This is a genomic window from Pseudomonas sp. GW823-FHT06E10 (assembly GCF_058794995.1).
Genome location: NZ_JBXAHJ010000009.1, coordinates 245,601 through 257,528, shown reverse-complemented (window position 1 = coordinate 257,528; position 11,928 = coordinate 245,601). Strand labels below are relative to the sequence as shown.

Annotated in this window: 11 protein-coding genes and 1 pseudogene; 4 read left to right on the top strand and 8 right to left on the bottom strand. The window is 61.6% G+C overall.

The window, feature by feature from the left end; genetic code table 11:
* Both AC1Q6Y_RS17080 and AC1Q6Y_RS17075 read right to left on the bottom strand, forming a co-directional pair.
* A pseudogene (locus AC1Q6Y_RS17080) lies at positions 1 to 349 on the bottom strand (copper oxidase); the annotation flags it as partial.
* A 412-nt stretch (positions 350 to 761) separates the two neighbouring features.
* Positions 762 to 1,835: a diguanylate cyclase domain-containing protein gene (locus tag AC1Q6Y_RS17075; RefSeq protein WP_349733835.1), complete on the bottom strand. Its 1,074-nt coding sequence runs from the start codon at positions 1,833 to 1,835 to the stop codon at positions 762 to 764.
* Positions 1,836 to 2,008: 173 nt separating this feature from the next.
* Here AC1Q6Y_RS17075 and AC1Q6Y_RS17070 point away from each other — a divergent pair, with 173 nt between their 5' ends.
* A complete protein-coding gene (locus AC1Q6Y_RS17070; protein ID WP_154860172.1) occupies positions 2,009 to 2,347 on the top strand; it encodes an FKBP-type peptidyl-prolyl cis-trans isomerase in 339 nt (112 codons plus the stop codon).
* A gap of 3 nt (positions 2,348 to 2,350) precedes the next feature.
* On the opposite strand, the gene AC1Q6Y_RS17065 is transcribed toward AC1Q6Y_RS17070, so the two are convergent.
* Positions 2,351 to 3,382, bottom strand: a complete 1,032-nt coding sequence (locus tag AC1Q6Y_RS17065) for a D-cysteine desulfhydrase family protein (protein ID WP_492624840.1) — start codon at positions 3,380 to 3,382, stop codon at positions 2,351 to 2,353.
* A gap of 260 nt (positions 3,383 to 3,642) precedes the next feature.
* Here AC1Q6Y_RS17065 and AC1Q6Y_RS17060 point away from each other — a divergent pair, with 260 nt between their 5' ends.
* A complete protein-coding gene (locus tag AC1Q6Y_RS17060; protein WP_008052742.1) occupies positions 3,643 to 3,918 on the top strand; it encodes a metal/formaldehyde-sensitive transcriptional repressor in 276 nt (91 codons plus the stop codon).
* Positions 3,919 to 3,931: 13 nt separating this feature from the next.
* The gene (gene dmeF / locus AC1Q6Y_RS17055) at positions 3,932 to 4,852 is read left to right on the top strand and encodes a CDF family Co(II)/Ni(II) efflux transporter DmeF (protein WP_492624839.1); all 921 of its coding nucleotides are present in this window, start codon (positions 3,932 to 3,934) and stop codon (positions 4,850 to 4,852) included.
* Positions 4,853 to 4,863: 11 nt separating this feature from the next.
* Here the strand turns inward: dmeF and AC1Q6Y_RS17050 are convergent, their stop codons facing one another.
* Complete coding sequence (locus AC1Q6Y_RS17050; protein WP_492624838.1) at positions 4,864 to 5,973, bottom strand: cytochrome P450; 1,110 nt, start codon at positions 5,971 to 5,973, stop codon at positions 4,864 to 4,866.
* Positions 5,974 to 6,051: 78 nt separating this feature from the next.
* Here AC1Q6Y_RS17050 and AC1Q6Y_RS17045 point away from each other — a divergent pair, with 78 nt between their 5' ends.
* Positions 6,052 to 6,816 (top strand): ArsR/SmtB family transcription factor, encoded by a 765-nt coding sequence (locus AC1Q6Y_RS17045; RefSeq protein ID WP_492624837.1) that lies wholly within the window; start codon positions 6,052 to 6,054, stop codon positions 6,814 to 6,816.
* A 160-nt stretch (positions 6,817 to 6,976) separates the two neighbouring features.
* Here the strand turns inward: AC1Q6Y_RS17045 and AC1Q6Y_RS17040 are convergent, their stop codons facing one another.
* The 4 genes from AC1Q6Y_RS17040 to AC1Q6Y_RS17025 all read right to left on the bottom strand — a co-directional run bounded on the left by AC1Q6Y_RS17040 (position 6,977) and on the right by AC1Q6Y_RS17025 (position 11,927).
* On the bottom strand, positions 6,977 to 7,996 hold the full coding sequence (locus AC1Q6Y_RS17040) for a branched-chain amino acid aminotransferase (RefSeq protein WP_090454954.1): 1,020 nt from the start codon (positions 7,994 to 7,996) through the stop codon (positions 6,977 to 6,979).
* A gap of 208 nt (positions 7,997 to 8,204) precedes the next feature.
* Positions 8,205 to 9,587 (bottom strand): dihydrolipoyl dehydrogenase, encoded by a 1,383-nt coding sequence (lpdA, locus tag AC1Q6Y_RS17035; RefSeq protein ID WP_492624836.1) that lies wholly within the window; start codon positions 9,585 to 9,587, stop codon positions 8,205 to 8,207.
* A gap of 3 nt (positions 9,588 to 9,590) precedes the next feature.
* A complete protein-coding gene (locus tag AC1Q6Y_RS17030; protein WP_057715214.1) occupies positions 9,591 to 10,868 on the bottom strand; it encodes a dihydrolipoamide acetyltransferase family protein in 1,278 nt (425 codons plus the stop codon).
* Positions 10,869 to 11,927: an alpha-ketoacid dehydrogenase subunit beta gene (locus AC1Q6Y_RS17025; protein ID WP_154908888.1), complete on the bottom strand. Its 1,059-nt coding sequence runs from the start codon at positions 11,925 to 11,927 to the stop codon at positions 10,869 to 10,871.
* Position 11,928: the final 1 nt, after the last annotated feature.

Below are 11,928 nucleotides of genomic sequence, written 5' to 3'. Positions count from 1 at the left end.
CCCCGAACAACGGGCTGGGCTTGCCGTTGGTGGGGATTTTGAAGGATGTCTGCAGGCTTGGCGGCAGCACGTTGTCGGTCGTTGGCGTGGTGCGGGTGCCGTACACACCATTGGGCAAGGCGATGGAACCCTGGTTGGCGGGTGGCATGGCCTTTAGGGCATCCAGCGCGGCCTTGAAGTCGGTCGGCGGGTTGGTATACGCCGAAGGATCTGTTGGCGGCGGCGGGCTGACATCGTCAAGCGGTGCTGCGTTGACCGGGGACAGACTGAAGGTGATCAACAGTACACAGCCTGCGCCCGAAACCCTTAAGAAACGGAACGAATTGAACGACGATGCAATGATTTTCATGAGGTTCCCCTCGCGACATAGCGCAACGGCGAAACCCGCCATCCCCGGTTGGTGACAGCATCTGCCTGCGTTGCAAGGGGCTATGCAACCGTCGGGCCATGGATGAGGAAGATACTGAGTAATAAGTAAGTTGTTTCAAAATGTGTCTTTTTGGTGAAGTGTAGGGTGGGGATATTCCTCAAATTAGGTGGTAAACACCCGGTTGAGTGGGTGTAGTCCCCCATTTATGGGAGTGGCGGCCCTGTTTCACCAACCGCTAGGGACTGCTTGCTCTGGGGCGACATGGATTCACAAAGCACCCGGCGCACGGTTCTTGTTGGGGCGGATAGTGGAGCAGGGGCATCGAGAGGTTAATTGCATTGTTGGTATGCATTGATGCGCGAAGTGGATCAATGCATTCAAGGACGAAGCGTTATTCGCTGTGTGCCCGCACCAGGCTCTCGGTGCCCAACCGATACTGATTGTTCCCGCTGCGCTTGGCCTCATACATCGCAAGGTCGGCAATGTGCAGCAAGCGGTCGATGCTCGGCGCATGATCGGGGAACACGGCGACACCGAGGCTGGTGCCGATGTGGCGCTGGTCGTTGCCGAGGGTGACGGGCGGGGAGAGTTCGACGAAGATTTTCTGGCAGATCGTGCGCGCTTCGTCTTGCAGGCTTTTGCCTTGGGGCAGGTCCTGGAGGATGACCACGAATTCGTCGCCGCCGATCCTGGCGACGGTGTCGGTGCCGTGCAGGATGCGCTTTAGCCGCGTGGCGGTCGTGACCAGCACGCGGTCGCCGGCCGCATGCCCATAGCGGTCGTTGATGGCCTTGAAGCCATTGAGGTCGACAAACACCAGCGCCACCCGCGTGGCACTGGTGCGCGCCAGCTCCAGCGCTTCGGACAGGCGCTCTTCGAGCACCAGGCGATTGGGCAGGCCGGTCAACGGGTCGTAATGGGCCAGGTGCTTGAGGTAGTTGGCCGAGGCCTTTTCTTCGGTGATGTCGCGTACCACGCCCATCATCTTGATCGTTTCGTCGTGGTCGTTCTTGACCACGTTGCCGGTTTCCCGCAGCCAGCGGATTGTTCCGTCGGGCCACACCACGCGGTATTCCTCATCATGGTTTTCACCGGTTTCCAGGCAACGCAGTTCGCCGGCCCGAACCCTGAGCCGGTCTTCCGGATGCACGCAGGAACAGAACAGGGCGTAAGAGGGCGTCACTTCGCCGATCTTGAAGCCGAACATGCCGAAAATGGCATCTGACCAATACAACCGGTCGGTGTCGACATCCCAATCCCAGGTGCCGATACGAGCGAAATACTGGCTACGCTTGAAGCGCTCGGCGTCGTCATCCTTGTGGATGTTCTGGCCTTCAGACAGGCTATTGATGATCGCGCGATACTCCGCCAGTTGCTTTTGCAGATAGCGTTCGCGCCAAGCCAGCACGACGATCAGGCTGAGCGTCATTGAACCAAGGAGGACGCTGGTCCAGAGCAGGATCATTCGGGGATGGCCATCAGGGCGGAGAACCGTACGGGTAATTGTTGATTATTTTAGTTCAGCAAACCGCTTTAAACGTCGTGCGCGGAGGCGGCAATGGTTGCCAATCGAGGACAAATCTGGGAAAACGGCGCGCATCAGGCCCTAGAGGGCGAGTGAGCATACGAGTGAAATCAATGAATGACGAGCTTCAGGTAATCGATCTTCAGGTGGGTGACGGAAAAGCCGCCGTAAAAGGCGCACTGATCACCACCCAGTACCGTGGCTGGCTGGAGGACGGGACCGAATTCGACTCTTCGTACAGTCGTGGCAAACCCTTCCAGTGCGTGATCGGCACCGGGCGGGTCATCAAGGGCTGGGACCAGGGCATCATGGGCATGCAGGTCGGCGGCAAGCGCAAGTTGCGGGTGCCGGCGCACCTGGCCTATGGCGAACGCACCATGGGCAAGATCACGCCGAACTCGAACCTGATCTTCGAAATCGAATTGCTGGAAGTGCTGACGCGGGATGATTGACCGTCAGGCCTGAAACGTTTCCCGGTACGCATACAGGCCGGGTGTTCCGCCGGTCATGATGAACAGCACATTGTCCCCGGGGACGAAGCGCCCTTGCTGCAGGTCGGCCAGCAACCCGGCAAACGCCTTGCCGGAGTACACCGGGTCGACCAACAGGCCTTCGGCCCGCGCCATCAGGCGTACCGCGTCCTGCATGGCGGCGGTTGGCAGCCCATAGCCGGTACCCAGCTGGCTGCCGTCAATCGCCATCTCGTCAGCGCGCACCTCGGCGCTACTGCCCAATAGCGCCAATGTTTCGCGGGTCAGTTGCAGGGTTCTCGCCACTGACGAGTCCTGGTCGGACAACACCGAGAACGACTTGACCACGGACGTACCCCGGCCCAGCAACCGGAAACCCGCCGCGAGCCCGGCATGCGTGCCGGCGCTGCCATTGGGTACCACCACTTGATTGAACCTGAGTTGCTGTTCGGCTTCTTGTTGGGCGATCTCCGCTGCGCAGCGGGCATAGCCGAGGCTGCCCAGGGGCGTCGAGCCACCGGTTGGCAGCACCATGACCTTGTGCCCGGAGTCTCGAAGCAGCGCCGCCCTGGCCTCGGCTTTGGCCAGTGAGTCGGTATCGCCGGCAAACACCTGCATCTGCGCGCCGAACAACTGGTCGAGCAGCACATTGCCGTTGAGCTCGTAATCCACCTCGGCCTTGGCCACGGCCCGGGTCAGGAGCAGCTCGCAGGCGATGCCCAGCCGGGCGCATACCGCGGCGGTCAGGCGGGCATGATTGGACTGGATGCCGCCCACGGTAATGATCGTATCGATTCCGGCTTGCAGTGCTGCGCCGATGTGGAATTCAAGCTTGCGCAGCTTGTTGCCGCCCGCGCCGATCAACATATGGTCGTCGCGTTTGAGAAACAGGCCGATACCCTGCTTGTCGAGGCCCAGCAGCTGTTCGAGTCGCGCAGCCCGCTGAATGGGCGTGGGACCTTGCAGCAGGTCTGCCCGCGCAAAAACACTCAGTGACTTGTCCAGTTGGGTTTGCATCGATCGAACCTCGTTGTTCACCATGATCCTGGTGACTCTATGGAGAAAGGCTGGCGGGATAAACGCACTGCCCGTCATGACTGTTTTAACCCGGTGTAACTAATGCAGCCGGGCAGCAGGGGTGTTGAACCCTAACGTTCAGCGGCCAACCGGCCGGCGAAAATCGATGTCACGCCAAACCGACCGTCATCGGGTTGTGCCTTGCCAGGCTCCGGACTATCGGCGACCATAGGTGCCATATAGGGGTAGGGGGTATAGGTATGTCACACATTCACGAACACAAGGATGACTTGATCAAGCGGGTGCGGCGGATTGCCGGACAGGTGGAAGCCGTGGAGCGAGCGCTTGAGTCCGATGCCGATTGCGCCAAGACCCTGCATCTGGTGGCCGCCATCCGGGGCGCGGTCAATGGTCTGCTGGAGCAGTTCATCGACGCCCATGCCCGCGAGCACGTGGCCCATCCGGACCTGAGCGATGAAGATCGCGCCCAGGGCGTGGAAGACCTGCTGCTGGCCATCCGTCGTTATGCCAAATAGAGGCCTGAATTCCATGACACTGACACCACAGGCTTCGCGCTTTTCTCATGACCATGTCTTTCTCGGCGCATCCCATGATGAAAACGCCCGACGCACCTTATGGGTGGTGGCGCTGACGTTTGTGATGATGATTGGCGAAATTGCCGCCGGTTACATCACCGGTTCCATGGCGCTGCTGGCCGATGGTTTTCACATGGCCACCCATGCCGGGGCCTTGGGCATCGCGGCGGCGGCCTATGGATTTGCACGGCGCAATGCCAACAACGCGCGTTACAGCTTCGGCACCGGCAAGGTCGGGGATCTTGCGGGTTTTGCCTCGGCCATGGTGCTGGGGCTGGTGGCGATCGGCATTGCCGGTGAATCCGTTTATCGCCTGTTTCAGCCAACGACCGTGGCATTCACCGAAGCGACGGTGATTGCGGTGGTGGGGCTGGCGGTGAACATCGCCAGTGCCTTTTTGCTGGCGGGCGACCACGGCCATCATGGCCACAGCCATGAGCACGGCCATCATCACCATCACGACAACAACCTGCGCTCGGCCTATGTCCATGTACTGGCCGATGCCCTGACTTCAGTGCTGGCGATCGCCGCATTGCTGGCGGGGCGCTATCTGGGATGGGTGTGGCTGGACCCGGTGATGGGCATTGTGGGCGCCATCGTGATCGCGAAATGGGCCGTTGCATTGATGCGTGACAGCGCAGCGGTGTTGCTCGATGTCACGGATACACACGTCGCCGACGAGATTCGTGAACTGCTGGAGTCGTCGGACGATGTGCGCATCAGCGATCTGCATGTCTGGCAGGTCGGCCCCCAGGCGCGGGCCGCGATTGTCAGCGTTGTGGCGGCGGCCAATGTCAGTGCCGACACCATTCGCGAACGCCTGGCGCCGGTCCATGAACTGTCCCACCTGACCGTCGAACACCGCATTGCTTGAACGGCTTTCGGTCATTCACGGAACAGTGGAATCCGTCCATTCGTGGAGGGGCGGTATTCCCGCTTCAGAGGGTCAAGTACCGGCCTCATCGCCAGAAGCTGCTTGAGCGTGGCGCCTGCAATGCTCAACGCCAGGCGTTGCCCCGGACATTGATGGCGCCCCGCGCCGAAGGTGAAGCTGCGCCGGTTCGGGCGGTCGAGCAGGAAGGTGTCGGGGTTGTCGTTGAGCTGGGGGTCGCGATTGGCCGAGGCCAGCAGCACCAGGATCACGTCTGCGGTATTGAGCCGCACCCCGTCAATTTCGCAGGGGGCGGCGACGAAGCGGCGGGTATTCTGTACCGGCGGGTCGAAGCGCTGTACTTCGGCCAGCAGGTCTTCGACCGGGGGGGATTCGCTGCGCAACGACGGATGTTGAATCAATGCCAGCACGGCGTTGCCGATCAGCCCGGCAGTGGCCTCGAAGGTCTGGGAGAACAGGCCGATCAGGTTGGCGATCAGGGTTTGCGGCGCGCCGCAGGCGAAGCGCTGGCCGATACCTGCAAGCAAAGGGCTGTGGTTGTACGGATCGTCGAGCAATTCGATGAAATAACCGCTCAATTGTTCGGCGGCAGCGTGGGCGGCGGTCAATTGTGCCGCGTCACTCAAGGGTGACAGACAGGCGACGAAATCCTCCGTCAACTCACTGATGGCGCGGCCCTGAGCCGGGGTGAACCCCAGCAACGCCGCCACCACGCAAACCGGTCCGCGAAACATGGCGTTGTACAGGCCAGCGGCATCGGCGGTCATCAATCGGGCGCTGACCAGGGCCTCGACTTCCCGTGCATCGATCAACTCCAGCCCCGGCGCAATCGCCGACCGTGGGCAACGCTGGCGTTCACCTTCATTCATGCGCATCAATTGGCCGAACACCTGGCCGGCCATGCCGTCGGCGATCGCCTTGGGGACTGGCTCCTGCGCGGGGCGAACGTGGCAATCGGGATGCGCCAGCACGGCGGCCACCGCCCGGGCGCTGCTGGCCACCCACATGTTCAGCCCCGGATGAAAAGCCAGCCCACCTTCGGCACGCAGTTGTGCGTAGTAGGGATAAGGATCGGCATGGGTCGCAGCGATGATCGGGTCCATGGGCACAGCCTTTGGTTGTTGGAAAGTGTTGCTACTATCTCCAGTCCGAAAGGGCATTGATTCGTCCGGGAGCGAAATATGAGCGCAGAACAACACGACATTGGCGTCTCGCAGGTGGCGGCAGCCATCGCTGAGCCGGCGCGGACGAAAATCCTCTGTTCGCTGATGGACGGCCATGCCCGCACCAGCACAGAACTGGCGGCGGTGGCCGAAGTCAGCGCGTCGACCGCCAGTGCCCATCTGGCCAAGCTCAAGGAGCTGGCGCTGGTGCGGCTGCACGTTCAGGGGCGTCATCGCTATTACAGCCTGGCGGACAAACGCGTGGCCCAGGCCCTGGAGGCACTGATGGTGATCGGCCAGAACACCGCGCCGAGCTTTCGGGCACGGACCCCGGATCGCCTGCAATTTGCCCGGACCTGCTACGACCACATGGCGGGAACCCTGGCCGTGCTGCTGCATGACCGGATGCTTGAAGCGGGCTGGCTTGAGGAAACCGACGAACAGGCCTATCGCTTGAGCGACAGCGGTACGGCAATGTTTCAAGGGCTCGGGATCGAGACACAGGACTTGAGCACCTTGCGCCGTCGTTTCGCCTGTCCGTGCCTGGACTGGAGCATGCGTCGGCCACATCTGGGTGGGTCGCTGGGCGCGGCGTTGCTGCAAACGGCGCTCAAGCGCAAGTGGGTGACCCAGGATCTGGACAGTCGGGCGTTGGCGTTGACGGCGTTGGGGCGCAAGGAGTTTGGAAGGCGGTTTGGAATCGGGTTGCCGTTGGTGGTTGAGGGTAATGTCAAAGTTTCGAAAATTGCGGCAGGTTCGGCGGAGTTCGGGAACATTCGCTGACTGACGAACGTTTATTCCGGTTGTTTCTGTGTTGAATGCAATGCCGTCATCGCGAGCAAGCTCGCTCCCACAGGGGGAGTGGTGGACTCGTCAGTACTATGCAAACAAAAAGCCCCCCATCGGTCACCCGATGGGGGGCTTTTGTGCATCTGGCGTCAGGTCAAACCTTGACGATCCAGCCTGCTGGCGCTTCGATGTCGCCGGTTTGCACGCCGGTCAGCTCTTTGTAGAGCTTCTGGGTGATCGGGCCGACTTCGGTTTCGCTGTGGAACACGTGCAGGTGGTCGTTGTAGTTGATGCCGCCGATCGGCGTGATCACCGCCGCAGTACCGCAAGCACCGGCTTCCTTGAAGTCCGCCAGCTTGTCGATGAACACGTCGCCTTCGACCACGTCCAGACCCAGGCGGGACCTGGCCAGTTCGATCAGCGACAGACGGGTGATGCCCGGCAGTACCGATGGCGAGTTCGGGGTCACGAACTTGTTATCGTGGGTGATCCCGAAGAAGTTGGCCGAACCGACTTCCTCGATCTTGGTATGGGTCAGTGGGTCCAGGTAGATGCAGTCGGCGAAATGCGCCTTCTTGGCCTGGGAGCCCGGCATCAGGCTGGCGGCGTAGTTGCCACCGACCTTGGCGGCGCCGGTGCCTTGTGGCGCGGCGCGGTCGTAGCTGGAGATCAGGAAGTTGTGCGGGGTCAGACCGCCCTTGAAGTAGGCGCCGACCGGGATCGCAAACACCGAGAAGATGAACTCCGGCGCGGTACGCACGCCGATGTTGTCACCCACGCCGATCACGAACGGACGCAGGTACAGCGCGCCGCCGGTGCCGTACGGCGGAATGAAACGTTCGTTGGCACGCACCACTTCCTTGCACGCTTCGATGAACTGCTCGGTGGACACGTGCGGCATCAGCAGGCGGGCGCAGCTGCGCTGCATGCGCGCGGCGTTCTGGTCCGGACGGAACAGGTTGATCGAGCCGTCCTTGCAACGATAGGCCTTCAGGCCTTCGAAGCATTGCTGGCCATAGTGAAGGGCAGTGGAGCCTTCGCTGATGTGCAGCACGTTGTCTTCGGTCAGGGTGCCTTTGTCCCACTCGCCATTGCGAAAGTACGACAGATAGCGCTTGTCGGTCTTGATGTAGTCAAAACCCAGCTTGTCCCAATTGATGCTTTCGTTACCCATGACACCCTCTATCACTGAACAACCGTCGAAACGGTTCAAGGCTTCTGACGTTTTTTGGATGGGGACAACAATACTTCATTCTTGGGCTGTTTCGCAGCCTGAAATACGTTCCTTGTAGGAGCGAGTTCGCTCGCGATGGACGTCAACGATAACGCGTCTCGTCTGAATGACCGCGTTGTCCTGACGTTTTTCGCGAGCGAGCTCGCTCCTACAGGTGCAATGCGTGGCCAAGGGCCCGCAACGCCGCTTCCTGCACCGCCTCACCCAGGGTCGGGTGTGCATGGATGGTGCCGCCGATGTCTTCCAGCCGCGCGCCCATCTCCAGGCTCTGGGCAAACGCCGTGGACAGCTCCGACACGCCGACGCCCACCGCCTGCCAGCCGACAATCACGTGATTATCCCGACGGGCGACCACCCGCACGAAGCCGCTTTTCGACTCCAGGGTCATCGCCCGGCCATTGGCGGCGAACGGGAAGCTCGACACGATGCAGTCCCAACCTGCGGCCTTGGCCTCGTCCGGGGTCTTGCCGACCACCACCAGTTCCGGGTCGGTGAAGCACACGGCGGCGATGGCGGTCGGGTTGAACTCGCGGGTTTTACCGCTGATCAGTTCGGCCACCATCTCGCCCTGGGCCATGGCCCGGTGGGCGAGCATCGGTTCGCCGCTCAGGTCACCGATGGCATACACGTTGCGCATGCTGGTCTGGCAGCGGTTGTCGATCTTGATCGAGGAACCGTTCATGTCCAGGTTCAGCGCTTCGAGGTTCCAGCCCTGGGTGTTCGGCTTGCGACCGACGGCCACCAGTACCTGGTCGGTTTCCAGGTTCAGGGTCTCGCCGTTCGGTTCCAACACCTGCAAGGTATTATTAAAGGAATCAAAGCCTTGCACGCTGTGTTTCAAGTAAAGCTTCACGCCGAGTTTTTTCAGTTCGTCGTGCACCGGCTGAGTCAGTTCGGCGTCGTAGGCCGGCAGGATGCGTTCCTGCGCTTCCACCACGCTGACCTCGGCGCCGAGCTTGCGATAGGCAATGCCCAACTCCAGACCGATGTAGCCACCGCCGACCACAATCAAGCGCTTGGGCACGGATGTCGGCGCCAGGGCCTCGGTGGACGAGATGATCGGCCCGCCAATCGGCAGCATTGGCAGGTTGACACTTTTGGAGCCGGTGGCCAGCACCAGGTGTTCACACTGGATACGTGTGTCGCCAACTTCCACGGTTTTGCCGTCAACCACTTTGGCCCAGCCTTGAACGACCTGGACCTTGTTCTTTTTCAGCAGCGCCGCGACGCCGGTGGTCAGGCGATCGACGATGCCGTCTTTCCATTCCACGCTCTTGCCGATGTCCAGGGTGGGCGCCGAAACGCTGATGCCCAGGGCCGAATGCTGGCTGTGGTGTTGCGTTTGATGGAACTGCTCAGCGACGTGAATCAGTGCCTTGGACGGAATGCAGCCAATGTTCAGGCAAGTGCCGCCCAGGGATTGGCCTTCCACCAGGATGGTCGGGATGCCCAGTTGGCCGGCACGGATCGCCGTCACATAACCGCCGGGGCCGCCGCCGATGATCAGCAGCGTGGTATTGAGGGTCTGCATGACTTACTCCACAAACAAGGTCGCGGGTTGTTCGAGCAAGCCACGGATGGCCTGGATGAAGAGCGCCGCGTCCATGCCGTCGACCACGCGGTGATCGAAGGAGCTGGAGAGGTTCATCATCTTGCGGATCACGATCTGGCCTTTGATCACCATTGGCCGTTCGACGATCTTGTTCACGCCGACTATCGCCACTTCCGGCAGGTTCAGCACCGGGGTGCTGACGATGCCGCCCAAGGCCCCGAGGCTGGTCAGGGTGATGGTCGACCCGGACAACTCGTCGCGGCTGGCCTTGCCGTTACGGGCGGCAGTGGCCAAACGGGAGATTTCAGCGGCGCTGTCCCACAGGCTGCGGGCTTCGGCGTGACGCACCACCGGCACCATCAACCCGATATCCGCCTGGGTGGCGATGCCGACATGCACCGCGCCGAGGCGGGTGATGACCTGGGCTTCGTCGTCGTAGCGGGCGTTGATCTGCGGGAAATCACGCAGGGCGACGACCAGGGCGCGGACCAGGAACGGCAGCAAAGTCAGCTTGCCGCGAGTCGCGCCATGTTTTTCGTTGAGGTGTGCGCGCAGCTCTTCCACGGCGGTGACGTCGATTTCTTCGACATAACTGAAGTGGGCGGCGCGCTGGGTGGCGTCCTGCATGCGCTGGGCAATCTTGCGACGCATGCCGATCACCGGGATCTGCTGTTCATCGGTACGTTGGGCGTAAGCAGCCGCCACCGGTGCCGAAGCGTTCGACTGACCCTGGGCCAGGTAGGCGTCGAGGTCTTCATGCAGCACGCGGCCGGCGGGGCCGGTGCCACGCACCAGGCGCAATTGAATGCCGAGGTCCAGCGCATGCTTGCGCACGGCCGGGGAGGCCAGGGGACGCTCATCGGCCTCGCGAGCAACCATCGGGCCCTGGCATACGGCAGCTTTCGGCGCCGGGGCAGCGACCGGTTTGCTTTCAACCACGGTTTCGACTTTCGTTGCTGCAACCGGTGCTTCTTTAACAACAGGTGCCGGTTGCGCCGACTCCTTAACGTTGCCCGCACCTTCGACTTCAATGCTGATCAGCACACTGCCAACCGCCATGACTTCGCCCGGCTGGCCACCGAGGGCAATGACCTTGCCATGCACCGGCGACGGGATATCGACCATCGCCTTGTCGGTCATCACATCGGCCAGCACCTGATCCTCGACGACCATGTCGCCGACCTTGACGTGCCATACCGACAATTCAACTTCTGCAATGCCTTCACCAATGTCCGGCATTTTAATGACGTGCGTGCCCATTCAGACCTCCATGACCCGTTTCAACGCCGCGCCCACTCGGGACGGCCCTGGGAAATACGCCCACTCTTGCGCGTGCGGGTAAGGGGTATCCCACCCGGTGACGCGTTCGATCGGCGCTTCCAGGTAGTGGAAGCAGTGCTCTTGCACCAGCGCCGTCAGTTCGGCGCCGAAGCCGCAAGTGCGGGTGGCTTCGTGAACGATCACGCAGCGCCCGGTTTTCTTCACCGATTTGGTGATGGTTTCCAGGTCCAGCGGCCACAGGCTGCGCAGGTCGATGACTTCGGCATCCACGCCGCTTTCTTCAGCGGCCACTTGCGACACGTAGACGGTGGTGCCGTAGGTCAGCACCGTGACGTCCTTGCCCGGACGGGCGATAGCGGCAACGTCCAGCGGTACGGTGTAGTAACCGTCCGGAACCTGTGCGGCGGGGTGTTTCGACCACGGGGTAACCGGGCGTTCGTGGTGGCCGTCGAAAGGACCGTTGTACAGTCGTTTCGGCTCCAGGAAGATCACCGGGTCATCATTTTCGATGGAGGCGATCAGCAGGCCTTTGGCGTCGTAAGGGTTGGACGGCATGACGGTGCGCAGACCGCATACCTGAGTGAAGAGTGCCTCGATGCTCTGGCTGTGAGTCTGGCCGCCGTAGATGCCGCCGCCGCAGGGCATGCGCAGGGTCATCGGCGCGGTGAACTCGCCGGCCGAGCGATAACGCAGGCGCGCGGCTTCGGAAATGATCTGGTCGTAGGCCGGGTAGACGTAGTCGGCGAACTGGATCTCCACCACCGGGCGCAGACCGTAGGCGCCCATGCCCACGGCGGTGCCGACGATACCGCTTTCAGAGATCGGCGCGTCGAACACTCGCGAGGTGCCGTATTTGGCTTGCAGGCCTTCGGTGCAGCGGAACACGCCGCCGAAATAGCCCACGTCCTGGCCGAAGACCACGACGTTGTCATCACGCTCAAGCATCACATCCATGGCCGAGCGCAGGGCCTGGATCATGGTCATGGTGGTCGTGGTCATGGCGGTTTCCAGCTCGATATGGTTGTTGTGATCGTTCATG